Raw genomic sequence first — 25,795 nt, forward strand, 5'->3', positions numbered from 1 at the left:
GGCACAGTGGGTCACTCATTTCAGGTCTACGGCGAAAGGGACACGGCAAGCCGGTGCGTCGGCCTTGCCCGAGAGACTCGGTCGCAGGCGCGTACGCACGCGGGTGTGCGGGGTGAAGCGGGACGCTTCCCCGACCGCGTGTCAGCCGTAGAGCTGGAAGAGGTTCATGCCGGCGACCCTAACCCGCCGCCCGCCTTCCAGCACCTCTTTTTCGGTCGACCGCACGTGTGGAGTGTTCCGCCCAGGGTCGACGCACCGGCATGCACGGCAACTTCCCTGGCCCCCCTACGGGTTGACGCTCTTCGGGGCGGCGGCTTCCAGCTCGTCGACGCGGCTCGCGGCTCGGGTACCGGTTCGCCGCGGCAGGGCTGACGCCCGCGGATGCCGAAGAGCTGGTGCCTGAGCTGCTGGCTTTCGCGGACCGGCCGCGGAGCATGGCTGAGATGCGGGCGTGGGTAGAGGAGCGGCTCGGTGTCGAGAAGGCGGAAGGCGGTTGGTGGGGGCTGAAGGCGTACGCGCCGCTGCGCCACGCTCCGTCGGGCCCGCCGTGGTCGTTCGGTGCCCGGTCGTCCTTCGTGGCGGCCGGGACGGGGCCGGGGCCCACCGGCCGGGCAGCGGACCCGGAGGCCCTGCGGACCCTGATCCTGCGCTACCTGGCAGGGTTCGGGCCGGCCTCGGTGGCGGACGTGGCGCAGTTCGCGATGGTGCATCGCGCGCCGGTACGTGAGTCACCCGGGTCACCGCGAAGACCGTCACCCAGTTGACCGAGATGGACGCCCACGCGGACGGTTTTCGTGATCTGGCCGAGCTCCACGACAGGCTGCGGTTCCACTACCCCGACATCGGGCCGGCCGACGACGTCACCATCGTTCACTTCCGGTTGGCGGAACGGAAGGCCTGACCCCGGGCATCAACGGGAGTGTCCATCCGCGTGGTCACACCGCGGGGCGGCCCCCGCGGTGTCACGTTCAGGGTTCCCATAGAGGACCGAACCTGACCCAGACCATGACTACTGTCATCACCACGTCGAGCCAGGACACTCCCACCCCAGGAGGCAGTCACATGTCGGTCCAGCCGGTTCCCCAGGGATACAGCACCGTGACGCCGTGGATCATCTCGCGGGACACGCTGCAACTCATCGACTACCTGAAGAGGGCCTTCGGGGCGGTGGAACTCGCGTGCCTCGTCGGCGCGGACGGAACCGTCGAGCACGCCGAGGTGCGGATCGGCGACTCGGTGGTGATGATGTTCGACGCACGCCCGGAGTGGCCGCCGACACCTGCCTTCCTCCGCCTGTACGTCGAGGACGCCGACGCCGTGCACCGTCAGGCCGTCGCGGCCGGGGGTACTTCGGTCACCGAGGTCACCCACCTGTCCTTCGGCGACCGCGTCGGGCGGGTGCGCGATCCCCTGGGCAACCTGTACTGGATCCAGACGCACGTGGAAGACGTGAGCCCGCAGGAGATGCAACGCCGCTTCGGCGACCCGGAGTTCACCAAGGCCATGGAGTACGTCCAGGGCGCCGACTTCTTCCCCGGCCGTAAGCCCGACCTCGGCTGACGGGGGGCAGGCCGGCGTCGGCCACGGAGAATCCGGGCTGCTTGTCCAAGCCCCGAGGTCAGAGGTCCGAGGTCCGACGCCATCAGGCCGACTGATCGCCCCCCGGATCCGACACATCCGGAAACGAGTGGTGGGGTCTCGTGCGCCACCACCCAACGGCCGCGCTCCTCACGCAGCCCGAGCGACAGCCGCAAACGTAAATCCAGGCGACCGGCCAGCTCCTCGGGCGTGCCGCAGCGCAGCAGGGCGTGGGCGAAAGCCACTGCAGGAAGTTGTCGTAGGCCGCCGGCGGTGGCGTGGGCTTTCCGCGTTCCGTCCCCGACGCCCCCACAACCGGACATAGCATCGCCGAAACCGGCTTAAAACAGCCTAAACCACAAGTTTATCGGCTATTCCGCCGGGGAGTGATCACTCGTTCCCACCATTGCTCGCCGCGGTGACACTCACAACAGCCACCTCGGCCACATCCCTCAGCCACGTCATCGAGACAGGAGCCCCACACATGCTTCCCTCCATGCCACGTCAGGACCGCGAGCGATTCCTCGCGGAGCCACGCGTCGGTGTCCTCGGCGTCACCGACTCCCGCGGCGGCGACCGGGCGCCCCTGATCGTGCCGGTGTGGTACGGGTACGAGCCCGGAGGCGAGGTGGTCGTCGGTACGAACCGGGAGAACATCAAGTCGCGCCTCCTGCGCACCGCAGCGCGCTTCAGCCTCTGCGTGCAGGACGAGCGGCGGCCGTACCGGTACGTCAGCGTCGAGGGGCCGGTCACGGCGATCGAGGACCCGATACCCCCGGCCGTGCGCGAAGCACTGGCCCATCGCTATCTGGACCCCGAGGAGGCGCGCGCGTACCTGACGGCCACCTCCGCCCAGCTCACCGACGACATCCTCTTCCGCATGCGCCCCGAACGCTGGCGCAGCGCCGACTTCGCCGCGTTCGCGGCCGACTTCGCCGAAGAAGGGGCGGGTGGCAACACCGGCTGAGCGCCCCCACCCCGCAATCCCCGCGCCGGCCGCGTCAACGGCCCGGCGCACGCAAGCCGTTCGACCGAGAAGGACTTGATGAACCACACCGATGTTCCGTTAGCCCCGTCACGCCCGTTATCCGTTCCTCCGCGCCCGGCGGCCGGCACGCCCGCGCCCGGCTACCCGCGGGACAGCGTCATCCCGGAGCTGTTCGAGTCGCAGGCCGCGGCCCGGCCGGACGCCCCGGCGGCGCGGCACGGAGAGCGCGTCGTGACGTACGGCCAACTTGACGCCCATGCAGATGACTTGGCGGCGCGCCTGACCGCGCACGGCATACGCCCCGGAGAGCTGATAGGCGTGTGCGGCAGCCGCTCGCTGGAGGCGCTGGTGGCGATGCTCGGCATCCTCAAGGCGGGCTGCGCGTACGTACCGCTCGACGAGGACCTTCCGCCGGCCCGGCTGCGGGCCATGGCCGAGGACGCGGGGCTCAGTGCCGCGGTCACCCTGCCGGGCAGTACGCGCCGCGTGCGTGGTCTACGCGCGTCGGTCGAGGTCGGTCCGCTCGGCCGCGCCACCGACGGACTCACCCGGCCGGGCTCCACCGCCCGGACCGGCTCCGCGACGGACTGCGCCTACGTGGCCTTCACCTCCGGCACGACCGGCCGCCCCAAGCCCGTCGCCGTACCCCACCGCGGCGTGGTGCGCCTGGTTCTCTCCGAGCCCCAACTGCCCCCGCCCGGACCGGGGGACGCGGTGTTGCACGCGTACGGCCTGTCCTCGGACGCCTCGACCATCGAGATCTGGGGCGCGCTGCTCACCGGGGCCTGCCTGGTCGTGGCCGACCGCGAGGAGCTGCTCTCCCCCGCCGCGCTGGAACGGCTCTTCCAGGCGGCCGGCGTCACCGTGGCGTATCTGACGACGAGCGTGTTCCACCTGGTCGCCCGGACGTGTCCCGAGGCGCTGGCCTCGCTGCGCTTCGTCTCCGCGGGCGGGGAGGCGATGGACCCGCGCCTCGCGAACGCTGTCCTCGCGGCCTGCCCCGACACGACGGTGGTCAACTTCTACGGCCCGACCGAGAACGCCGTGGTCTCCACCGCGCACGTGCTGAGCCCGCTGCCCGAGGACGCCGCGAGCGTGCCCCTCGGCCGCCCCTTCGGCGCCTCCACCTGCCATGTCCTGCGGCCGGACGGATCGGTGGCGAGGCCCGGCGAGGAAGGCGAGTTGTACGTCGGCGGGGACGGCCTTGCCCTCGGCTACCTCGGCGACCCTCGGCTGACCGCCGAGCGGTTCGTCGCACTGCCCGCCGTCGAACCGGGCGGCGGCCTTCTGTACCGGACCGGCGACCGGGCCGTGGTGAGCGCCGACGGGCTCCTTGAGTACCGCGGCCGCCTCGACCGCCAGGTCAAGCTGCGCGGCGTGCGTATCGAACTCGACGAGGTGGAGGCCCGATTACGAGCCCACCCCGAGGTCGGCGAAGCCGTCGTCGAGGCCGATTGCGGCACCCTGACCGCCTACGTCACCGCCGTCACACCCGGGAGCCCCCCGCCGCTGGCCGCCCTGCGCACGTACTGCGCCCAGTGGCTGCCCCCGCAGGCCGTCCCCGCCCTCATACCCATGGAGCGCTTGCCGGTGACCAGCGGCGGCAAGATCGACCGCAGTCGTCTGAAGTCCACCGCACCCCTCACCGGCGATCACCCCACACAGGGCAAGGTCGAGGGCCTGCTCGACGTCCTCACCGAAGTGTGGCAGCAGGTGCTGCGCGTACGCCCCCTGCCCGAGGACGACTTCTTCCTCCTCGGCGGCGACTCCCTGCTCGCCTCCGAGGTCGTCACCCGCGCACTCGCCGTGCTCAACCTCGACGCCGCCCTCGGCTCGACCCTGATCAGGGCCCTCCTTGCCACGCCCACGCTGGAGGGCTTCACCGCCGCCGTACGCGACGCCCGGAGCGGGTCCGGCCGGGCGGCCGGGCCGGAGCCCGTCGTCGACTTCGTGGGCGAGACCGAGCTCGGCTTCGCGCTGCCGCCCGCCGAAGGCCCGGCCCCGCGCCCGCGGGATCCCAAGGACGTACTGCTCACCGGAGCGTCGGGGTTCGTCGGCGCGTTCCTGCTGCACCGTCTGCTGCGCTCGACGGGCGCCCGCGTCCACTGCCCCGTACGGGCGACGAGCCCGGCACACGCCGAGCAGCGGGTGCGCACCACGCTCGCCCGCTACGGGCTGCGCCTCGACGAGGCCGACTGGCGTCGCGTGGAGTGCTTCCCCGGCGACCTGACTCAGCCGGGCCTTGGCCTGTCGACCACACACACCGCCGAGCTGGCCCGCCGCCTCGACCTTGTCGTGCACAACGGAGCGAGGGTCAACTTCCTTTATCCGTACGAGCAGTTGCGTCCGGCGAACGTCGACGGGACCCGGGAGGTCATCCGCATCGCGGCGCCCCGACGCGTGCCGGTGCACTTCGTGTCGACCGTCGCCGTCGTCGCCGGATTCGGCACCGCGGGGGTCCGCGAGGTCGCCGAGGACCTGCCGCCCGCCCACGCCGACGGGCTCACCATGGGCTACGCGGAGAGCAAGTGGGTCGCCGAAGGTGTCCTGCGGCGGGCGGCCGAACAGGGACTGCCGGTGGCCGTGTACCGGCCGTACGAGGTGACCGGCGACCGGGTGCACGGCGCCTGCAACACCGAGACGGCGATCTGCTCACTGTTCAAGACGATCGCCGAAACGGGTCTGGCCCCCGACATCGAGCTGCCGATGGACTTCGTCCCCGTCGACCACCTCGCCGACTCGGTGGTCCACATCGCCACCCACCAGCAGGCCGACGGCCGGGTCTACCACCTCACCAACCCCCGCCCGGCGATGCTGTCGGACGTCCTGGAGCGGATGCGCGCGACGGGTATCGCCCTGCGCACGCTGCCGTACGCCCAGTGGGTCGGTGAGCTGGTGCGGTACGTCGCCGCGAACCCGACCAGCGCCACGACGCCCTTCGTGTCGCTGTGCGTGGACCGCAGCCGCCACGCCGACATGTCCGTCAAGGAGATGTACCTCAAGGGCACCTTCCCGGTCCTGGGCCGGAGCAACGCCGAACAGGCGCTGGCCGGCAGCGGACTGCACTGCCCGCCGGTCGACTCCGCGCTGCTCGACCGCTACCTGGAGTACTTCTTCACGTCCGGCTACATCGCGCGCCCCGCACACGCGCCGGGCCTTGGCACGCCGCGCGCCGCCGCGGCGGAATCGGAGCACGCCGCATGAGTCGTCCGGAAGCCCTCATCCCCGTCCCGGACGTCGAGCCGGGCACCGCGGGACCACCCTGCGCATACGCCCGGTTGCGCGCCGAACAGCCAGTAGTTCAGGCGGAGTTGCCCAACGGCGAGACCGGATGGCTGATCAGCCGCTACGAGGAGGCGCGCGCCGCGTTCGCCGACCCCCGGCTGATCCGGCCGCTCCTTTCGGCCTGGCCGCCGCGCGAAGGGGCCGACGCCCCGCCGCCCGCCCTGCCGACCTTCCTGGAGATGACCGGCGAGCACCACGAGCGCGTGCGCCGCGCCGTCCTGCCGATGTTCGGGCGGCGGCAGCTGGAGTTCATGCGGCCCCGGATCCGGGCGATGGCCGAAGAACTCGTCGACGCGATGGTGGGCGAAGCAGCGGATGGCAAGGCGGCCGATCTCGTCGCCTCCTACGCCGAGCCGCTGCCGCTGCGTGTGCTGTGCGAGACCGTCGGCCTGCCGTACGAGGACCGCGAGGTCTACCTTCCGCACACCCTCACACTCCTGGGCGCATCCGGGCTTTCGATGGAGGAGGTGCTCGCGGCGCTGTACGCCTTGCAGGACTACGCCGACCACCTCATCTCCCGCCGGGAGAAGGACGGCTACGGCGAGGACTACATCGGGTTGCTCCTGGCGCAGGCACACCGCCCCGGGGACCGGCTGACCCGGGACGATGTCGTCAGCTTCGTCGTCACGATGCTCATGGCCGGCTACAAGACCAACATCCAGCACACCGGCAACGCCCTGCTCGCGCTGCTCACCCACCCCGAGCAGCTGGGCAGGCTGCGCGAGGCACCCGAGGGGATCGGCACCGCGGTGGAGGAGCTGCTGCGGTACGTGCCGCTGATGAACGCCATCAACATCCTCGTCGCGACGGAGGACTTCACCCTGCACGGGCAGGAGATCCGCGCCGGTGACGCGGTCGTGCCGGTGCCCGCGTCCGCCAACCGCGACCCGGAGCAGTTCGCCGATGCCGACCGCCTCGACCTCACCCGCACCCCCAACGCCCACATCGCCTTCGGGCACGGCCCGCACTCCTGCATGGGCGGGCACCTGACCCGTCTCCAACTCGCCACCGCCATCGAGGTACTGCTCGAACGGCTCCCCGGCATCGAACTGGCCGTGCCCGCGCAGACCATCCCCTGGGACGAGTCCACCCCGCTGCGCGCCCCGGCCGTGCTGCCCGTGCGCTGGTGACGACACCCCCGCTCCCGTACGCAACCCAGGAGAAAGGCCCGCACCCCGTGACCACCCCCCAAGCACCCGCCTCCAAGGAAACCCCGACCGAGGATCCCCTCCCCCACTACCCCTTCAGCACCCGGGGCGACGGGCTCGCACCCGAGCTCGCCGAACTCCAGGGCCGCTGTCCCGTGGCGCGGGTCAGGACCAACTCCGGCGACGAGGCATGGCTGGTCACCAACTACGAGCTGACCCAGCACGTGCTCCGCGACCGCGCCTTCGGCCGCTCCGTGCTGGGCCAGGCGGACAGCCCGGGGCAGGACGCCCCGATCATCGCGCCCGAACTCCTGGACGCGATGAACCACCTCCAGAAGGCGGGCCTGCGCGACGAGGTGCTCAAGGCCCTCGGCCGCGACCAGCCCGCGCTGCCCGCCGACTGGGTCGAAGGCGTGACCCGCGAGGGCCTGGACGCGATGGTCCGCGAAGGCGGCCCGGCCGACCTGCAGTACCACTTCGCGGAGCGGGTCGCCGCCCAGTGCATGTGCCGACTGCTCGGCCTGCCCTTCGAGGACCACGCCTGGCTCGCCGTGCGGGCCGACCTGGACCTGACCATGGTCACACCCACCCACGAGGAACTCGCCCGCAACTGGGAGGAGATCCGCGTATACATGCACGAGCACATGGCCGCCCGCAGCCCCGGCGAGCCCCGCGGCCTGGCGGACCGCCTGGCCGACCTCAATGCCGCACACCGTGGCTTGACGGACCGTCAGCTCTCCAACGTCGTGTCCGTCCTCTTCGTCAGCGGATACGAGGACTTCGCGAGCTTCCTGGGCGTGGCGGCCTTCAACCTCCTCCAGCACCCCGAGGCCATGGCCGCCGTACGAGCCCGCCCGGAAACGATGCCGAGTTGCGTCGAAGAACTGCTGCGCTGCAGCGTCGTCCTGGGCAACGCGATCCCGCGCTTCGTCACCCAGGACGCACGGCTCGGCTCCGCCGAGGTGAAGGAGGGCGAGATGATCCTGCTCTCCCTGGACGCGGTGAACCACGACCCGGCGGCGTTCTCCGACCCCGAGACGTTCGACCCCACCCGTTCCCCCAACCCGCATCTCCGCTTCGGCTACGGCCGCCACCACTGCCCCGGCGCCCACCTGGTCCGCCGCCAGTCCGACGTGGCCTTCCGCACCCTCCTCGCCCGCCTGCCCGAACTCCGCCTGGCCGTACCGCCGGAGAAGGTCACCTGGCATCCTCACCGCATGGCCATCATGGCGTCGGAGATCCCTGTTAGGTGGTGAGAGCCCAGCGGGCTGTTCCGGCCGTGAGGAGCCGCGGCACAGCCGTTGGAGCCAAGCGCTCGATCATGGCAGTCGGCTGCGGGTCCCGGCGTTCGGGTGGCGCTGGGCCCGGAGCCGTTCGCGCCGCTCGACCTCCTCGGCTGCGTTGCGCGCGACGCGCTTGAGCTCGTGCACGGTGAAGATGCCTGCGCCCGGCGCAGGGGTTCGAGCTGGTCCTCGGCCTGTACGACCGTATCCCGGTCGAGGCCACGGGTCGCGGAACAGCCGACCCCGGTGCTGCGCCGGGCTGGCTGCCCGCGCCTCCATGGAGGGGGAACGACCCCTGCGGGGTTCTCGCCCAACTCGCCGCCCACGCAGGTACGTTGGCGATGCAGATACATACAGCGTCGCGTCAGGAGTGCCGAAACCATGGACTACGTCGCCCAGTTCCGTCGCGAGGTCGAGGCTTTCGAAGGCGCGGCCCGTGCGGCGTCGAGGGAGGTGGGAGGCGACGGGGTGGCACTCGTCCCGTCGTGCCCGGACTGGTCGGTGGCCGATCTCGTGTTTCATCTGGGTGCCGTGCACCGCTATGTGATCCACGTGATCAGCGAGGGGCTGGTAGACCGCCCGGACGACAACGACTTCACCTTCCTGCCCCTGCCGGCAGACACCGCGGGCTGGCCCGATCCCCAACTCGCCCCGAATCGCGGCCCGTTGCCCGTCGGGCTCCTCGACTGGTTCCACGACGGGGCGTCCGCCCTGGCCTCGCTGTTCGCCCAACACGATCCCGCCGAGCGGGTGTGGTCCTGGTCGGACGAGCAGTCCGTGGGGTTCTGGCGGCGCATGCAGGCCATCGAGGCGGCCGTACACCGCTGGGACATCGAGCACGCCCTGGGGACGGCCCAGCCCGTGGACCGGCAGCTTGCGGCCGACGCCGTGAGCCACACCTTCGAGGTCATGGCTCCCGCCCGCCGCGCCCGCCAGAACGCACCGGCGGGGCAGGGCGAACGGCTCCGGTTCCGGCAGTCCGACGGCTTCGGCCTCTGGGTCGTGCAGATGGATCCCGAGGGCGTCCTGCTGAACGAGGGCACCGGATACTGCGACGTCGAACTGACCGCCACTGCTTCGCAGTTGATGCTGTTCCTGTGGCACCGGATCCCCTCCGACAACCTGGAGGTCCGAGGCGATGCCGCACTCCTGGAGCGCTACTTCAAGTTGGTCCCGCCGCTTTAAAAGGCTCCTTCGTGTGGGGGCGGACTGCGGCCGCAGATGCCCCCCGTTGTCCTCTCGGGGGCTACAGTTGGTCACTTCCAGAACGGCCACTTATTGCTTGCCTTGCACGTAACGGCTCGGACAGCCCCACTGCCGACCGCAAGGCACCTGCCCGAGCCGGCGTTCTTGAGAAGCTGAACCAGGGGCAGCAGGTGAGCGTGCTGCGACGGGGCGTTCCATGGCCCCTCGTTGTCGGCCCAGCCGATGAGAGGTGTCGAGTCCGCGACGGGCCGTGCGGGGACGTGATCGGCGCGTCACGCGGCGAAGGCCAGGATCTCCGGGACCGCTGCGCTCAGCGTCTCGAAGTGCCGGTGTACGCCCGCCACCGCGACCGCCGCGTTGACGCCCCACACCGTCATGCCGGCCCGCACTCCCGCCGTCACACCCGAGGGGGCGTCCTCGATTACCAGGCAGTCCGCGGGCTCGACACCGAGCCGCTCGGCGGCCAGCAAGTACGGCACGGGCGACGGCTTGCCCTCGGCCACGGCGGCCGCGTCCACGACGACGCCCGGCATCGGGAGCCCCGTACGGGCGAATCGCCCCCGCACCCGGTGCTCATAGTTGGAGGTCACCAACGCCCAGGTGCCGGGCACCAGGCCGGTCAGCAGTTCCCGCGCGCCGTCGAACGCCGAGTAGACCCCCGACCGTACGTCCTCGTCCTCCAGCGCGTGGAATGCGGCCAGGCACTCCCGCGGGTCCTGGTCCGGGACGACTTCCGCGAAGGTCTCGATGGGCCTGGTGCGGAGCGCCACCCGGTAGGTCTCCTCCGGGTCGCGCCCGTACCGGGCCGCCCATGCCGCCCACACCCGGCGCTGGTTCTCCACGGCATCGATCAACGTGCCGTCGACATCGAAGAGGACACGCTTCCCGGTCCCGGGCTGCCGTACATGTTCGTCAATCACGCCGTGATCATGCCAGCCGCCGCGCGCCCGGGCCGCCGGAGGCTACCCGCTGACCAGCGGCAGTACCGGGAACGCATGGTCCCGCCAGATCAGGCGTGAGGACTCCTCCGGGTACGCGGTGACAGCGGGCCGGGCGTCGAAGAGCTGGACTCGGCGTCGGCGGGTGTCGTACGCGGGCCAGCCGGGGTCACCGTGGGCGGCGAACGACGTCCACGCCGTACGCATGTGGGCGGACAGGGCCTCTGCCTCCGGAGAAGGTCCCGCGCCGATCAGCATCGCGGGCCGGCCGCGGTCCAGGTTGCCGAAGACCAGGGGTACGTCCAGGCCGTGGCAGGCGCCGAAGGCAGCGCCCATGCCCGGTGCGGGCCAGGTCAGCTCGTAGACGTGGGCTCGGCCTCCGGCGGCGATCTGGGACTCGGCGAGGTGGAGTGACGGCATGCGGAACAGCCAGTCGGAGTGGACCAGTTCGTACAGCTCGTCCGGACTCGCCGTCGGGAACGCCTCCCGATAGCGGCGCTCACCGTCCGGACCGGGGGCGAAGGTGCGAAGGGCGGTCGCTGCCTGCTCCTCGGTCACCGCGCCGAGCAGGCCGTCGAGCGCGCTGAACAGGCGCTGCTCCTGGCGGGTGTGACCGACGAGCAGGTCGACGTCACGGCCTGCACCGTCGGCCAGGGCCTGCCACGGCGTGGTGGCCAGGACCTCGCCGTCGACGACGGGCGCGAAGAGGATCGACCGGTGCGCGGGCCGGCCCCAGCGGTGCGCCCACTGGTCGATCTTCGCGGTGACCGCGTCCCCGGCGGCGGACAGCCGGTCCGGGGTGACACCGGCCAGGTCGGCCACCGTGGGACTCAGCCCCAGCTCTGCGGCGCAGGCGGCCGTGATGTCCGCGGCGAGCTCGGGCGAGAAGAACGTGCCGGGGGCACTCTGTACGACAGCCCGGCGCAAGAGCCCGGCCGTACGGTCCATCGCAAGGAGCGAGGCGATCGATCCCCCGCCCGCCGACTGGCCGAAGACGGTGACCTGGCCCGGGTCGCCGCCGAAGGCCTCGATGTTGTCGCGCACCCACTCCAGCGCGGCGATCTGGTCGAGCAGCCCCCGGTTGGCCGGAGCGCCCTCGACCCGCGCGAAACCCTCGAGCCCCACACGGTAGTTGAACGTCACCACGACGACGCCGCCGTCCCGAGCGAGCCTGCCGCCGTCGTACTCCGGGAGGCCGGACATGCCGATCGTGTACGCGCCGCCGTGGAACCACACCATCACCGGCAGCCCCGCGCCCGGGCCCGGTTCGGGCGACCAGACGTTGACCGTCAGCCAGTCGTGGTCGCCCGTGTCCCGCGCCAGCGCGTCCATGCCGAAGTGGCCACCCTGCGGGGGCGGCGTGCCGTACGAGACCGCCTCCCGCACCCCGCTCCATCCCCGTACCGGCCGCGGCTCGGCGAACCGCAACGCGCCGACCGGGGGCTCGGCGAACGGGACGCCACGGAACACCGCTGTCCCCGCCTCCCAGCAACCCCGCAACTCCCCGCCCATCGCACGGACTTGGGGCCGCGTACCGGCCGCCCCGGACCCGGCAACAGTCATCGCGGCCCCCTCAGGAACGTCAGGATTCCCGGAAATCTCAGGTTTCCCAGGAAGCCGGCGGGCGCACGGCCCCCTGCTCTCCGGATGATCCGCCGTGTCCGCATGCCGCGCCAGCCATTTTCCGAGCCGGCCACTCCCCTGCGGCTCGCGGACCCTGTCGCCAGTCGCTGACGAAGGGGCCGAGTGCTACCGGCCCTGCCCGGACCGGTCCGAGATCGAAGCGAGGAAATCGTCGAGCATGGCGATCTGTACGGCCTCGGTGAACCGGGCCGGATCGAAGAGGGCCTGGACCACGAGCCCGTGGGTGAACGCCACGGCCGTAGCGGCGAGTTGCTCCGGATCCGCCGACTCCGGCAACTCCCCGGCGGCGCGCGCGGCTTCGAGGTGCGGGCTGATCGATGCGCGCAGCCGGGTGTAGCGATCTGCCTGTTCCGCGCCGAGCCCGTCGTCGGCGAGGGCAAGGTCCCAGGAGCTGACCCAGATCCGGTTGCGGGCGGTGTCGCCCGGGGTGAGCGGCAGGATGTCGAGGAGCATCGCCCGCAGCGCGGCGATCCCCTCGGTGGGGCGTTCCCGGCGGGGCCGCTGCGCGGTGCGGGTCTCCAGCAGGTGCAGCGCGTGCGCGACCAGGGCCCTTTTGGTCGGGAAGTAGTGCATGAGCATGCCGGTCGAGACGCCCATCGATGTGGCGACGGCCCGCAGGGTGAGCCCCCCGAACCCCCGGTCGGCGAGGACTTCCCACACCGCTTGGCTTACGTCTTCACGGCGTGCTTCACGGTCTCCTGGCGCGGGTGGCATGCTGCTACCTTACATACCGAACGCTTGTTACGTACCCATGGAAACGAGGGATCCGTGTTCGCACTGCCGCTCGGCGACGACGCTCAGCTCCGCCCCCTGGAACCCTGGCAGGCGCGGGAGTTCCTGGAGCACATGGACCGCGCCCGCCCGTATGTCGACCCGTGGATACCGTGGGCGACGTTCAGCACCGACCTCGCCACGGCCGAGGCCACCCTTCGGCGTTATGCGACGGCGACGGCCGAGGACTCCCGCCGGATCTACGGGATCTGGCTCGACGGCACGCTGGTCGGCGGAGTCATGTTCACGAGCTTCGACACGGCTTCGGGCGTCTGCGAGATCGGCTGCTGGCTGGAGGAGAAGGGCGCGGGCCGTGGCCTGGTGACGCGGGCGTGCCGGGTGCTGATCGACTGGGCCTTCACGGAACGGGCGATGAGCCGCGTCGAATGGTGGGTCGCGGCCGGCAACACCCGCAGCATCGAGGCCGCGCGCCGGCTCGGGATGACGCGCGATGGCGTACTGCGCGGGCGCTACCCGTACCGGGGCACGCGGCACGACTCCGAGATCTGGGCGGTACTCGCCGAAGAGTGGCCCCCGGCGCAGGGGCCCGCGCCCGACGTCAAGGCCGAACTCGACCAGTTGATGAGCACCTTCCTCCGCGCGTTCACCAACACCGGTGGCGGCCGGCCGGACGTCGGCATCGTCCGGGAGGTCTTCATTCCGCAGGGAATGATCATCAGCAACGTCGGGGGCGAGCCCGTGATCTACGATCTCGACTCGTTCGTGGCGCCCCGCGAGAAGATCCTTAACGACGGCACGTTGACGGAGTTCTCCGAGTGGGAGGTCTCCGAACGGACCGAGATCTTCGGCACGATCGCGCACCGGTTCAGCGAGTACCGCAAGTCCGGATACCTCAACGGCGAATGGTTCGAGGGCTCCGGCCACAAAACGACCCAGTTCATACGGACACCCGCCGGCTGGAAGATGAGCTCACTGTCCTGGGACGACGAGTAGGCCCCGTCGTCGGACATCCGGGCGCATCAGCATCAGAAGACGAAGTAACTCGCCCCGAACGTCGTCGCGGACTGCCCGGGGTCGACCTCCGCCGTCACCGGCCCCTGACAGTTCGCGGCAGCGTGCACCAGAACAAACGAGTTCGTGTGGTTCTGGACGGAAACCGGTGACGAAGTCGCGTAGCAGCCGCGCGCGGGGTTCCGATGCGGAACCCCGTTCACGACCAGGAGTCCCGTCGCCGCCTGAGCGGGAACGGCGAGCGCGAGCAGGACAGCGGTGGCCAGCATGCCGATCGCGGCGATGTGACGGCGCATGACGATTCTCCCTCCCACAGGGGTGCGCGGCCGGAAGCCGCACCCCCTCCAGAACATGCCTGACTTGCCCATCTTTTCCATGACACGAGGCGCACCGCCATACCTCAATGAGCCGATGCCGCATGGGACTTCGCCGCCTCGGGAGGTGCGATGTCGCGCGGATGACACCGCAGGCGAACCTCCCCGACCTACAACATCACGCTTCGTAACCACCCTGCTGTCCGCCCCTTGGCCCCTCGGCGGGCTCGACCACTGCCCCCGTCGACCCGGCAATCGCCCACTCGCCGACACGGAATCCCCCAGGCATCCAGGGCAATGAACAGGTCAAGCATTTCCCATCCAGGTCAAGATTCGCGCTCCGGCGGGATTCGGCCACGTTCTCCGGAATAGTCGCCTGGGGAAACGGGTTCAAGCTGCACGTACCCAGTCCAGGTGCCGCCGCCGACCTCACCCCGCCTCCGGAGGCCCCGTAATGTCCCAGCCGACGACCGACCAGCAGGCCGCGCCGCGCGGCACACGCGGTGTCGTCCCCGTGCTCGCCTTCGCCGGTATCACGGTCGCGGTGATGCAGACGCTGCTCGTCCCGGTCATCAAGGACCTGCCGACACTGCTCAGCACCTCGCCCTCCAACGCCACCTGGGTCATGACCTCGACCCTGCTCGCCGGAGCCGTGGCCACCCCGATCATGGGCCGGCTCGGCGATCTGTACGGCAAGCGCCGCATGCTGCTTGCCAGCCTCGCCATCATGGTGGTCGGCTCTCTGATCGCCGGCTTCACCAGCCAGCTGCTCGTGATGATCGTCGGCCGCGCGCTGCAGGGCTTCGCCATGGGCGCCATTCCGCTCGGCATCGGCCTGATGCGGGACGAGCTGCCCCGCGAGAAGCTCGGTTCGGCGATGGCCCTGATGAGCTCCTCCATAGGCGTCGGCGGCGGACTCGCCCTGCCGCTCGCGGCCCTGGTCGCCCAGCACGCCGACTGGCACGCCCTGTTCTTCGGCTCGGCGGGCCTGGGCGTGGTGGCCATGCTGCTCACCCTCCTCTTCGTACCGGAGAGCAAGGTCAAGGCGGAGGGCACCTTCGACGTACTCGGCGCGATCGGCCTCTCCGCGGGCCTGGTCCTGCTGCTGCTTCCGATCACCAAGGGCAGCGACTGGGGCTGGGCGTCGACCACCACGCTCGGCCTGCTCGGCGCGGCGCTGGTCGTCCTCGTCCTGTGGGGCGTGATGGAGCTGCGCGTCAAGGCGCCGCTGGTGAACCTGCGCACCACCGCCCGGCGCGAGGTGCTGCTCACCAACCTCGCCTCGACGATGGTCGGCGTCGCCTTCTACGCGATCTCGCTCGTGCTGCCCCAGTTGCTCCAGCTTCCCAAGGCCACCGGGTACGGCCTCGGGCAGTCGATGGTCGTCGCCGGTCTCTGCGTCGCACCGCTCGGCCTGACGATGATGCTGACCGCGCCGGTATACGCCCGCCTCTCGGCCAAGTACGGCCCGAAGACCACCCTCATCCTCGGCATGCTGATCATCGCGATCGGGTATGGGGCGGGGCTCGGCCTGATGAACGCCGCCTGGCAGACCATCGTCATCTCCGTGGTCGTCGGCGCGGGCATCGGCCTCGCCTACTCCTCGCTCCCCGCACTGATCATCGGCGCGGTCGACCCGTCAGAGACGGGCGCGGCCAACGGCCTCAACACTCTGATGCGCTCGATCGGTACGTCGGTGTCGAGCGCCGTCATCGGCATGGTCCTCGCGAACACCGCGCAGCCCTTCGGCCCGGTCGAGCTCCCGACCATGCACGGCTTCCGCGTCTCGTTCCTGATCGCGACGGCCGCGGTGGCCGGCGGGCTGCTGCTCGCCGTCTTCCTGCCCAAGGGACGCCCCGCCGCGAAGCCGCAGCTGCGGGCCAGCAGCGAGGAGGACGCGGTGCTTGAGCGGGCCACGGAGGTCCTTGCCGCGTTCCACGGCCGGGTCGTGGCCGCGTCCGGCGCGCCCGTGCCGCACGCCAAGGTCACGCTGATCGATCATGCCGGCCGCCAGGCGGGGTCCGCCCACACCGACGAGACCGGCCGGTACGCGGTGCCGGTCCCGCGGGGCGGCTCGTACGTCCTGGCCGCGACGGCCGCGGGCCACGCGCCCCTGGCGTCCTCGGCCACCCACCATGGCGGCGAGGGCCCGGTGACGGTGGACCTGGCACTGCCCGTGCCGGTCCAGTAAGCCGCCACCGTCACTCCCCACCCGTCCGGACCGCGCCCTGCTCCGGCGCCCCCCAACCGCGCGCCGCCGCAGTCCGCCGACGCCCGCGCACGCCCCACGCTCCACCACAGGAGCAGCTCGATCGCCGCGACCTGCAAGGCGGCACAATTTTCCCGAGGCGCCGACGCCCGGCTCTCTCAACCAGCCGCCTCCACCGACGAGTTGACGTCAGCTTCCGGCCGATGTCAGCTCGGCGATGATCTCGGTACCGAGTGCATAGGCCGGCACGCCCGCCGTAATCAGCGCGGTCTCGGCGACGCCGATGAGGTCCGGGATGCCTGCCCCTGCGTGGAGTGCGCCCTGGGCGTGGATCCGGGCGGGATGCGCCCGGCCGAGAGCGAGCAGCTGTCCGAAGTGGACGAGCTGCTGCACCCGGCTTCCCAGCGGGCTGTCGGTCAGCACGATGTGCCGCAGCGCCGCGATCGCCTCTTCGGTGGGCAGCCGGTCGAAGTCCTGGGCCAGGCCCAGTCGTTCCTGCACCCCGTTCGGAACGGCTCCGAGCGTGGAGCGGTAGCGGTCCCGTACGGCCTCGACACGGCGGGCGGAGGTGTCGTCCGTCATGACGAGGCCCGCGCGATCGAGGCGCGCACGGCCTCCTGGGCCCCCGGGGGAAAGTCCACGCCCCCTCCGATCGCGGCCGCCGCGATCTCCGCCTCGGCGCTCTCCTCGATCGCCACCACGAGGTGGGCGGTGGCGGCCGGATCCGGGCCGAACACCAGGAGGCCGTGGTTGGCCAGCAGGACGGAGGCCGTAGTCGGGCGCTGCTCCAGGACCTCGGCCATGCCCCGCACCGATACGTCCGACCCGCGCGGCCCCCAGGGAACCACGGGGACGTCCTCGGCCTGCCCGAAGCGCAGCATCGGCTCGGTCCGGCACGGCAGCGGCCGGTTGGCCACGGCGAAGGCGGTCGCGGAGGGCGAGTGGGTGTGGATGACCGCGCCCACGTGCGGGCGGGCCTTGTAGATGGTGCTGTGCATGGCGATGATCTCGGTACTCACGGACTGCAGCTCGCCTTCGAGCACCTGCCCGTCGAAGCCGACGACCGCGAGTTGTTCGGGCCGCAGTCCGCGGACGAATCCCGGCGTCAGCAGAAGCCGCTCCCCGTCGAGCCGGGCGCTCAGATTGGCGTGCCCCGAGTGGGACATCACCCCCGCCGCGAAAAGGCTCTCGGCGGCGTCGGCCAGCTGCCGGGCCCGCTCTTGCTTCACCGTGTCTGCGTCCGTAGTAGCCATGAGCCATCTCCCAGGTCTGTCGCGGCGGCCGCTGATGGTTCGCCGCTGTCCACGTGCCGACCACTCTTCAACTTGAACTAAGGTTTAAGTCAAATGCGGCCGGGACGAGGAGCGCGACATGCGGATGACAATCGGCCAACTCTCCGACATGACCGGCGTTCCGGCCTCGGCGATCCGGTACTGGGAACGCCACGGCCTGCTGCCCGCCCCCGAACGGCAGGGCGGCCAGCGGCGCTACGTACCGGAGGACGCCGAGCGGATCAAGGTGCTGCGCAAGTGCCAGCAGGCCGGGCTGACCCTGGTCGAGATCGGTGAACTCCAGCAGGACCAGCCGCGTCGGCAGGCGATGATGCGGGCCAAGGTTGTCGAGATCGAGCAACGCATGCTCGACCTGGATCACGCCCACCAGCTCCTCACCCATGCCCTTCAGTGCAGCGAGGAGGACATCGTCACATGCCCCAAGTTCCGGGAGCAGATGGCGACTTGGGAGACGAGCGGCCGACCGCCGACCCGATCGCGCTCCACACGATGACGGCCAACGGCTCATCCGGCCCCGCCCCGCCGTGAACCCCGCCACCGGCAGGACGACCTCACTCGGAACGAAGGGGAGCACCGTGTCGACGGCGTTGGTGAGACCGGCGCCCGGCGCCCCCAGGGTCTCCACGATGTGAACGGCCCATCCGGCGATTCCGTCGGCCGGCTCCGCTCCACTGCTCGCTGCAATCATGGCCTCGACGCCAGGAGTTGGGGCGGCCGGGCACCATGCGGTCAACCGTCGGCCGTACTGCGGAAAACCGCAGGTCGATGACCGGCTCCGCGAAGCCGGCGCCGAACTCCTGCGCTGCCACGCCGTAGGGTGAGTCGCCCTGCACGTGTACGCGAAGGACGACGGGGCTCCGCGACTCGCGGCGGAGCCCCGTCGTCCGCCGATGGCTGCCGGTCGCGATCAGTACAGCTTCTGGTACGTTTCCCAGCCGCTGCCGAGCTTCGTCCGGGGGCCGTAGGTGCCGTTGCCCAGACCGTTGTAGCGCCACAGCACACCGGCGTTGTCCCGGGCCACCAAGTCGTTGCGGCCATCACCGGTGACGTCTCCGACGCCGGCCATGGCGTTGTAGACGTCCCAGCCACCACCGAGCTTCACACGGTCGCCGAAGCCGCCCTTGCCGTTGCCGTCGTAGCGCCACAGCACACCCGAGGCATCCCGGGCCAGCAGGTCACCGAACCCGTCACCATTGAGGTCACCGGCTCCGACGACGGTGTTGTAGATCTGCCAGCCGAACCCGGCCTTGACCCGGTCACCGGGGCGCCCGGTTCCGTTGTCCGGGTACAGGTACAGGTCGCCGGCCGGGGTGCGGGCGAGCAGGTCGGTGCGGCCGTCACCGGTCAGGTCTCCGGGCGAGGTCAGCACGTCGAAGGCGTTCCAGCCCCCGCCGAGCGCCAGGTGGCCTCCGGCCGGGGTGAATGCGGTGCCACAGCCACCGTCGTACCGGTTCAGCTGACCGGACGGATCGCGGACCAGCAAGTCATTGCACCGGTCGCCGGTCATGTCCCCCATGGGCACGACGTAGCTCCCCGACGGCCAACCGGCGCCCACAGGGCCGGACGTGAGACCGCCCGCGCCGTCGCCGGTGCGTATGGCGAGTGAGCCCGTGGAGGTGGTGGCCAGCAGGTCGCCCTTGCCGTCGCCACTGAAGTCCCGCCAGAGAGGCTTGTCGCGTGTGGTGGCTGTGTACAGGACAGAGTTCCCCATGTCGTCCCACAGCACGGTGGGGCGGTTGTCGGGTCCGCCGACAGTGATGCGGCCGAGGGCAATATTGGCCGTGTTGGTGCTGAGCTGCTTCAGGGGCGTCCATGTGCCATTGACGCGGGAGGCGGTGACGAAGTCGCGGTGTCCGTCGGCCGCGTACTGGGTCCAGGCGGCATGGACGGTGCCGTCTGCGGCGACGGTGAAGTCGTACTGGTCGTCCTGAACGGCCCCGGTGGACAGGGTCTCGATGGGCGACCAAGTGACGGTTGCGGCGGAGCGCGTCGTGGTGCGCAGTCCGAACCCGGTGCCGGTTTGGCCGACCCAGACCAGGGTCACGTCGCCGTTCGGACCCACCAGAGGGTCGATGCGCCCGGTATCGGCAGCGCCGTCGGGGAGCTTTACGGGAGCGCTCCAGACGTTGCTCCCGGGGCGCCGCTCTGCGAAGGCACGGACTCGGGTGCCGTTCTCGTCAACCGTGCCGTTCGCAAAGAGCCCACCCTGCAGGCCGGTGACCAGGTGCTCCGGGGTGAAACCCGCCGGAGCGGGGAGTTCCTTGGGAACCGACCACCCGGTAGCGTCGGCTGCCTTCTCCACGACCTTCAGCCCTGTGCTGTCGCCCGTGTCCGCCCGCCGCTCGGACCAGACGACCGTCATACTGCCGTCCGGCGCCACCGACGGCTGGGCTCCGCCCTCGATGAAGTCGGCACCAGTCGTGTCCAGACGCACCGTGGGCGACCATGCGCCGTCGGCTCCTGTGCGCTCAGAGGCGAAGATCTCGGTCTGCCGCCCCACCGAACGCTCCCACACCGCAAGGACCTTGCCGGAGGGGTCGCCCACGAGCTGGGCGTAGAAGATCTTGTCGGACTGAGCGACCGTCAGTGGCGTCGACACCGTGGTGGCGCCGGGGGCCACCACGGCCGTACGCAGCTGCGCCGTGCCGGAATACTCCTCGACCCAGCTGAGAGTGACCGAACCGTCCGGGGTCGTCAGCAGAGCACCGTTGATTCGCGCACCGACCTCGAAGGTCGAGGTGAACAGGGTCTTGGGCGCTCCCCAGGCCGACTTGCCCGCAGGGCGCACAGCCACCAGGAGGGACCGCTGGGAGTTGTCCTTGGCGGTGCTGTACCAAAGGGCGACCGTCGTCCCGTCCTTGGCGGTCTTGACGTCGATCACGCTCTCGACCGCAGCTCCTTGGGTGAGGGCGGTGGGTGCTCCCCAGGGCTGTGCCTCGGCAGCCGCGGCCACTGCCGGCGGAGCTACCAGCACCGACGCCCCCACCGCGCTCAGCGCCAACGCGGGCGCGACCGCCGTTCCGAGGATGCTGCGCAGCAAATGCTTCTTCGTCATCGTCACGCGTACTCCGACTCACAGATGAAGGCATGGTGAGGCGGCGAAAGTGAACAAGCCCTTCGGCTTCGCCCCCCCCAGGCGCAGCCCCCCATGCGAAGTATCCGGAGATTAACAGCAGGCGCTGGCACCCCAAAGGACAGCTGGGTCCCGGAACTACGCCCCCGGCGCGGTCAACCGACCCGGCGCCTTCGCCATCTTGGCGGCGCCGGCCACGATCGCGGATCCGACGCCCAGTCGAGCACCCCTTCCCACAGGTGGTCGCCCCGCGACGGGATGGCCCACCGCTGACCGCACCCTTCAGAGTCCCACCTCCTTGTCCGCCAGATGCTCACGGGTTAAGGTCCGCGAGCCATCTATCGGGGCACGTATCGGGGGATCAATGCAGGCGCGGGACATGGCCGGGGACAGGGCAGAAGGCGTCGACTCGCCCACGGAAAGCGGGAGGCCGTGGCTGCAGGCCGTCGCGGCCGTGGGGCTGGTGGCGGCGCTCTGTACCGGTGTGTGGGTGTCCGGGGCGCTGTCGGACTCCGGCAATGCCGCGAAGCCTGCCACGTGCTCGGGCGGGGAACCCACCACGGCGGCGGGGAAGGCCCATGTCTCCGGGGCGCAGCTCTGCAAGGCGTTGAACCGCCCCGATCTCGCCGAACTCCTCGGCACGCCGGGGCAGATCGCGAAGACCGCCAGCGGTAGTGACAGCTCGATGCGTCTTTTCGACAGCAAGGAGGTCGCCACTCCCACGGCCCGGGTCGAGTTCGAGACGTACACCGTGACGCTGAACGGCACGTTCGACCGTCTTCCCGTAGCCGGGTCGGCCTCACTGCTGGGCAAAGACGCACAGCAGCGGACGCTGCTGGGCCGGCCGGCGGTTCTCTACTCGGACCAGACCATCAGCATCCGCTTCCGGCTCGGCGGGGGCGACACCCAAACCGGCCCCGGCGTCCCGGCCCGCGTAGTCAGCGTGGCCCGGAACGCGAAGGACAGCGGGGGCTCTTTCGAGGTGACCCTGTGGCGTTCGGACGGCCGGGTGCCCGACGACGCGGTACTGCTCCGCATCGCCGAGCAGGTGCTGCCGATGGTCCCGGGGTGGACCGCCAACGGGTGAGCCCCTGGTCCCTTTCCGGCGCCACGGGAGGGGCTGCCCAATGTGTCAGGACAGGATCTCGACGTACCCGTCGGTTCCGTGCACGCGGATCCGCTGCCCGTCCCGGATGAGCCGGGTGGCCCGATCCACGCCCACCACGGCCGGCAGGCCGTACTCCCGGGCGATCACCGCGCCATGGGTCATCAGGCCGCCCACCTCCGTCACCAGGCCCGCGACCGCGACGAACAGCGGCGACCAGCTGGGGTCGGTGAACGTCGTGACCAGGATGTCGCCCGCTTCGAGATCGGCGTCCGCCATGTCGAGGATGACGCGGGCCCTTCCCTCGATGGTCCCGGCGGAGACCGGCAGGCCGATCAGCGCGCCGGCCGGCACGTCGTCGCGCCGGTACGCCCCCGTCACGGCCTCACCTTCCGAGGTGAGCACCCGGGGCGGTGTGAGCGCCTGGTACGACCGGAACGCGTCCATGCGCTGCTGGATGAGCCGGTGATCCACCCGCTGCGAGCGCACGACGTCGTGCAGTTCCTGGAACGTGAGGTAGAAGATGTCCTCCTTCGCATGCAGCACACCGGCCCGCGCGAGGCGCTCGGCCTCCGCCATCAGGGCCTGCTTGTAGACGAAGTAGCGGCTGACGATGTCGTACTTCGGGTACTCCCGGTATCCGACGAACGCCCTGACCTGGTCGATCATCCGCTTCGTATCGTCCGCCTTCCGGTCCCCGTCCGGCAGGTCCCGCAGGCGTGACAGCACCTCCTGTTCCTTTTCCCGCGCCTTCTGCCGCCCTTGCTCGAAGCGCCGCTCGGCAACACCCGGCTCGAAGTTCCTGACGTTGTCGAGGATCACGGGCACGAGCGAGGTGGGCCGCTCGCGCCAACGTGGCCTCGAAATGTCGATCTCGGCGACGCAGCGCATGCCGTACCGGTCGAGGTAGGCCTCGATGGCGTCACGTGCTTCGGTCCCGCCCGCGAGCTTCGCCAGCTCGTCCAGGAAGCCCTCGTCCTCGACGCCTTCCAGGTACGCCACCACTTCGGGATGCGGGCGGATCACGTCCGCGACGTCGAGCAGCGCCAGTCCCATCTCCGACGTGATGTTGTCGGGGGCGGACAGCGTCAGCGTGTCAGCCGCGTTCTTCTCGCCCAGCCACTCCAGCAGCTTGTCGTTGAGCCACCAGGTGGCCTCCATCCCGGCCATGATCGCCTGCATGTTCAGCGGATCACCGAGGACTCGCTTGTGCTCCTCGAAGGCCTCGATGAGGAAGTCGAACAGCGCCGGCCCGGACTTCGTCCGGATGTCGCGCTCCAGGGCGGCGATGGACTGCCGGCTGCGCTCGATCAGCTCGGTGACGATGGACGGATCGGGTTCGACCAAGGCGGATGCACCGCCTGCCGGCGGCCCTCCGGGACTCGCGTCCGGGACCGAGGGGACGAAATCGCCGCGGTCGAGGACGGTCTCCAGCGCGTCCCTCACCAGCGGATCTCCTCTCCCCACGAGGTCGAGGAGGCCGGCACGGCTCGCGGGCGAGGCCAGTCTTCCGGTGACATCGACGAACAGCCTGCCGCCGGCCTCGTGCATGGCCACCATGGCCGTCTGCTGCCACATGGAGAGCCCCAGCGGCTTCATGGCGTCGGTCATCATCTGCTGATGGCCGACGGAGACGTAGACGTGATTCTCCTCGTCGCCGGTCTCGGGGACGGGGAACAGCGTGGTGATCGGCCGGCTCTGAACGATCTGGAAGTCATCGTCGACCAGGCACCATTCGATGTCCTGCGGGCTGCCGAAGTGTGCTTCGATCCGCCGCCCGAGCTGCACGAGCCGTACGGCCTGAGCATCCGTCAGGGCCGGCTGCTCCTGCTGCTGCGCGTCGATCGCCACTTCCCGCGTACCGCCGGCCGGCAGGGCGTGAATGGCACGCTGTTTGGCGGCGATCGCCCTGGCGACCACCTCGCCGTCCCGCACCTTGAAGACATCCGGGTTCACCAGGCCGGACACCAGGGCCTCGCCGAGGCCGAAGCCGGCGTCCACGGTCGCGACCTTCCGGTTGCCCGTGACGGGGTCGGCGGTGAACAGGATGCCGGCCGCTTGCGAGAAAGCCATCCGCTGCACGACCACGGCCATCTGGACCGTACGGTGGTCGATGCCGCCGCGCCGGCGGTAGGTCACGGCCCGCTCGGTGAACAGCGAGGCCCAGCACCGGCTGACGTGCTGGAGGATCGCCGTCGGCCCCACGATGTTCAGGTACGTGTCCTGCTGGCCGGCGAAGGAAGCCGTCGGCAGGTCCTCGGCCGTGGCACTGGACCGGACGGCGTAGGCGGCTTGCTCGCCGTGCCGGGCGAGCGCGCCAGTGATCGCCGCCGCGACATCGGCCGGGATCGCGATTCCTTCGATGGTCCGGCGGATCTGCGCGCTGAGCGTGCGGATCGCCTCCCGGTCGTCCCCCTCGCTGTCGGAGCGAGTCAGACGCGACAGCTGATCGAGCCGATCGTCGATCGACGGCGCTTCCGCCATGATCCGCCGGAAGGCGTCCGTCGTCACGCAGAAACCGTCCGGCACGCGGATGCCTTCGATCCGCGAAAGCCCGCCCAGGTGCGCGCCCTTGCCGCCGACGACCGCGACCCGCGTCTCGTCGACCTCGTGAAGATCCAGCACGTACTGCTCAGTCATGGCGATACCTCCGAGGCGCCCGTGTTCCGTTTCCCTGCGCCGGCCGATCGCATCGCCGGTGTCTCCCACTCTGCCGAACCTCTTGTCGAGCACGTCCTCATCCCTGCTTGCCTTCCCTCTGACGAGCCGTGATTCTGCGCCATGACCCGGGCCTTGCGGCAAGCCCCCCAACGCGCTATATGTTGATAGTGGCAAGGAGAGAGCGCTCTCCTTGCCTTTGTATTTTGCCGTCCGACGGAACGGACCAGCCTCTCGCGAAGCGGTGGCGGGCCGCCGTCCCCCGGGAGCGTCGCGCCCCGCGAGTGCTGGGACAAACTCGCCGAACGGACGCCTCACGGTCGCCGCGCCTGGGAGCCGTCCGACGCCGATGCCCTGGGGGCGAACGCCGCTTCTTCCGGCTCCACCCCCCTCCACCCAACGGTGCAGACGGCCCTGCGAACCTCCACCGAGGGCCTCAAGACGCTTACGGCTGGGGGAAGTTAACGTCGGTTGCGATCGAGAGAAAAGCATTCTCGCCTTGCATGGAATGCATTGCGTACGTCTCCCCCGAGGGCATCACCGAAGCAATTCATGGATGCGTGCCCGAATGCGGGAATGCGCTCGAACCGCTTTCCTCTACGCGGCCAACTGGAGTCGACATGCAACCGACCTCGTCCGATCCCGCCACCGATTCCCCTGCCACACCGCCCCGCAGGCGGCTCGACCCGGCCATGCGGGCGATGGCTTTCACCCTCTTCTACGACGTCGGGCTCTCGGTGATCACCTACTTCACCGCCGGGCTGTTCGGTGCGAGCAACTACCTCGCCCTGCTGCTGGCCACCGTCGTCGCCGGGCTGCGCACACTCTGGGTGGCCCTGCGCCACCGCAGGCTCGACCCGTTCGCGCTGTTCTTGCTCACCCTGTTCGGTGCGGGGCTCGCACTGAGCTTCACCACCGGTGATGCCCGGTTCGTTCTCGCCAAGGACGCGGCAGGGTCCTTCACGGCGGGGCTCGTCTTCGTCGGCAGCTGTGTCATCGGGCGTCCGCTCGCCTACTATGCGGCGCTGCGCTTCGCCCGCTCGGCCGGTTCCGAGCAGCACGACGCGTTCCGCAGCACGGCGGACACCACCGCCATGCGGGCCCGTTGGCTCCGCGTCTCGCTGGTCTGGGGGATCTCGCTCCTCGTCGACGCCGGGCTGCGGATCGCGGCCGTGTACCTGCTGCCGATCGGGCCCGCTGCCAATGTCTCGCAGTTCCTCATGCTCGCGGTCTACGGACCGCTGGCCCTGTGGACCGTCCACTCGGCGAAGAAGGCCCAGGCCGCCGACCGGAACGGGATGAGGTCCTGAGCCCCGGTCCACCACCGGAGC

At 70.4% G+C, this 25,795-nt stretch carries 20 protein-coding genes and 2 pseudogenes; 13 read left to right on the top strand and 9 right to left on the bottom strand.

The window, feature by feature from the left end:
- Positions 1–323: 323 nt before the first annotated feature.
- The 3 genes and pseudogenes from IE206_RS01200 to IE206_RS01210 all read left to right on the top strand — a co-directional run.
- Positions 324–731, top strand: a pseudogene (locus IE206_RS01200) (DNA glycosylase AlkZ-like family protein); the annotation flags it as partial.
- Between the two features lie 29 nt (positions 732–760).
- Positions 761–901, top strand: a complete 141-nt coding sequence (locus tag IE206_RS01205) for an ASCH domain-containing protein (RefSeq protein WP_189959687.1) — start codon at positions 761–763, stop codon at positions 899–901.
- A gap of 161 nt (positions 902–1,062) precedes the next feature.
- On the top strand, positions 1,063–1,560 hold the full coding sequence (locus IE206_RS01210) for a VOC family protein (protein ID WP_189959689.1): 498 nt from the start codon (positions 1,063–1,065) through the stop codon (positions 1,558–1,560).
- A gap of 82 nt (positions 1,561–1,642) precedes the next feature.
- Here the strand turns inward: IE206_RS01210 and IE206_RS42300 are convergent.
- Positions 1,643–1,823: pseudogene (locus IE206_RS42300) on the bottom strand (DUF4440 domain-containing protein); the annotation flags it as partial.
- Between the two features lie 251 nt (positions 1,824–2,074).
- Here IE206_RS42300 and IE206_RS01215 point away from each other — a divergent pair.
- The 5 genes from IE206_RS01215 (at position 2,075) to IE206_RS01235 (ending at position 9,467) form a co-directional block, all read left to right on the top strand.
- Positions 2,075–2,545, top strand: coding sequence for a pyridoxamine 5'-phosphate oxidase family protein (locus IE206_RS01215; RefSeq protein ID WP_226598613.1), 471 nt, complete (start codon positions 2,075–2,077; stop codon positions 2,543–2,545).
- Positions 2,546–2,623: 78 nt separating this feature from the next.
- Positions 2,624–5,770, top strand: coding sequence for an amino acid adenylation domain-containing protein (locus IE206_RS01220; RefSeq protein WP_189959693.1), 3,147 nt, complete (start codon positions 2,624–2,626; stop codon positions 5,768–5,770).
- A complete protein-coding gene (locus IE206_RS01225) occupies positions 5,767–6,981 on the top strand; it encodes a cytochrome P450 family protein (RefSeq protein WP_189959695.1) in 1,215 nt (404 codons plus the stop codon). The genes IE206_RS01220 and IE206_RS01225 overlap by 4 nt, the downstream gene beginning before the upstream one ends.
- 47 nt (positions 6,982–7,028) lie before the next feature.
- Positions 7,029–8,255 carry a cytochrome P450 gene (locus IE206_RS01230; RefSeq protein WP_189959697.1) on the top strand — a complete coding sequence of 409 codons (1,227 nt, stop codon included), beginning with the start codon at positions 7,029–7,031 and terminating at the stop codon, positions 8,253–8,255.
- A gap of 408 nt (positions 8,256–8,663) precedes the next feature.
- Complete coding sequence (locus IE206_RS01235; protein WP_189959700.1) at positions 8,664–9,467, top strand: maleylpyruvate isomerase family mycothiol-dependent enzyme; 804 nt, start codon at positions 8,664–8,666, stop codon at positions 9,465–9,467.
- A 293-nt stretch (positions 9,468–9,760) separates the two neighbouring features.
- Here IE206_RS01235 and IE206_RS01240 read toward each other — a convergent pair whose 3' ends face one another.
- The 3 genes from IE206_RS01240 to IE206_RS01250 form a co-directional block, all read right to left on the bottom strand.
- Complete coding sequence (locus tag IE206_RS01240) at positions 9,761–10,408, bottom strand: HAD-IA family hydrolase (RefSeq protein WP_189959702.1); 648 nt, start codon at positions 10,406–10,408, stop codon at positions 9,761–9,763.
- Between the two features lie 42 nt (positions 10,409–10,450).
- Complete coding sequence (locus IE206_RS01245) at positions 10,451–11,989, bottom strand: carboxylesterase/lipase family protein (RefSeq protein ID WP_189959704.1); 1,539 nt, start codon at positions 11,987–11,989, stop codon at positions 10,451–10,453.
- A 186-nt stretch (positions 11,990–12,175) separates the two neighbouring features.
- Complete coding sequence (locus tag IE206_RS01250) at positions 12,176–12,784, bottom strand: TetR/AcrR family transcriptional regulator (RefSeq protein WP_189959705.1); 609 nt, start codon at positions 12,782–12,784, stop codon at positions 12,176–12,178.
- Between the two features lie 54 nt (positions 12,785–12,838).
- On the opposite strand from IE206_RS01250, the gene IE206_RS01255 reads away from it, so the two are divergent.
- Positions 12,839–13,795, top strand: coding sequence for a GNAT family N-acetyltransferase (locus IE206_RS01255; protein WP_189959707.1), 957 nt, complete (start codon positions 12,839–12,841; stop codon positions 13,793–13,795).
- A 32-nt stretch (positions 13,796–13,827) separates the two neighbouring features.
- Here the strand turns inward: IE206_RS01255 and IE206_RS01260 are convergent, their stop codons facing one another.
- The gene (locus IE206_RS01260) at positions 13,828–14,109 is read right to left on the bottom strand and encodes a hypothetical protein (RefSeq protein ID WP_189959709.1); all 282 of its coding nucleotides are present in this window, start codon (positions 14,107–14,109) and stop codon (positions 13,828–13,830) included.
- A gap of 472 nt (positions 14,110–14,581) precedes the next feature.
- On the opposite strand from IE206_RS01260, the gene IE206_RS01265 reads away from it, so the two are divergent.
- Entirely contained in the window at positions 14,582–16,318 is a 1,737-nt protein-coding gene (locus tag IE206_RS01265) for an MFS transporter (protein WP_189959711.1), read from the top strand.
- A 207-nt stretch (positions 16,319–16,525) separates the two neighbouring features.
- On the opposite strand, the gene IE206_RS01270 is transcribed toward IE206_RS01265, so the two are convergent.
- Together IE206_RS01270 and IE206_RS01275 are read right to left on the bottom strand one after the other, a co-directional pair.
- Positions 16,526–16,918, bottom strand: coding sequence for a carboxymuconolactone decarboxylase family protein (locus IE206_RS01270; RefSeq protein WP_189959713.1), 393 nt, complete (start codon positions 16,916–16,918; stop codon positions 16,526–16,528).
- The gene (locus IE206_RS01275; RefSeq protein WP_189959716.1) at positions 16,915–17,589 is read right to left on the bottom strand and encodes a class II aldolase/adducin family protein; all 675 of its coding nucleotides are present in this window, start codon (positions 17,587–17,589) and stop codon (positions 16,915–16,917) included. Before IE206_RS01275 ends, IE206_RS01270 begins: the two co-directional genes overlap by 4 nt.
- A 118-nt stretch (positions 17,590–17,707) precedes the next feature.
- On the opposite strand from IE206_RS01275, the gene IE206_RS01280 reads away from it, so the two are divergent.
- Positions 17,708–18,121, top strand: coding sequence for a MerR family transcriptional regulator (locus tag IE206_RS01280; protein ID WP_189959718.1), 414 nt, complete (start codon positions 17,708–17,710; stop codon positions 18,119–18,121).
- A 414-nt stretch (positions 18,122–18,535) separates the two neighbouring features.
- On the opposite strand, the gene IE206_RS01285 is transcribed toward IE206_RS01280, so the two are convergent.
- On the bottom strand, positions 18,536–20,683 hold the full coding sequence (locus IE206_RS01285; protein WP_189959720.1) for an FG-GAP repeat domain-containing protein: 2,148 nt from the start codon (positions 20,681–20,683) through the stop codon (positions 18,536–18,538).
- A 397-nt stretch (positions 20,684–21,080) separates the two neighbouring features.
- On the opposite strand from IE206_RS01285, the gene IE206_RS01290 reads away from it, so the two are divergent.
- Positions 21,081–21,788 carry a DUF6215 domain-containing protein gene (locus IE206_RS01290; RefSeq protein ID WP_189959721.1) on the top strand — a complete coding sequence of 236 codons (708 nt, stop codon included), beginning with the start codon at positions 21,081–21,083 and terminating at the stop codon, positions 21,786–21,788.
- Positions 21,789–21,833: 45 nt separating this feature from the next.
- Here the strand turns inward: IE206_RS01290 and rph are convergent, their stop codons facing one another.
- On the bottom strand, positions 21,834–24,446 hold the full coding sequence (gene rph / locus IE206_RS01295) for a rifamycin-inactivating phosphotransferase (RefSeq protein ID WP_189960717.1): 2,613 nt from the start codon (positions 24,444–24,446) through the stop codon (positions 21,834–21,836).
- A gap of 638 nt (positions 24,447–25,084) precedes the next feature.
- Between rph and IE206_RS01300 the strand changes: the two genes are divergently transcribed.
- Positions 25,085–25,774 carry a VC0807 family protein gene (locus tag IE206_RS01300; protein WP_226598618.1) on the top strand — a complete coding sequence of 230 codons (690 nt, stop codon included), beginning with the start codon at positions 25,085–25,087 and terminating at the stop codon, positions 25,772–25,774.
- The last annotated feature ends 21 nt before the right edge of the window (positions 25,775–25,795 follow it).

This window comes from Streptomyces violascens (assembly GCF_014649955.1).
GTDB classification, from domain to species: Bacteria; Actinomycetota; Actinomycetes; order Streptomycetales; family Streptomycetaceae; genus Streptomyces; species Streptomyces violascens.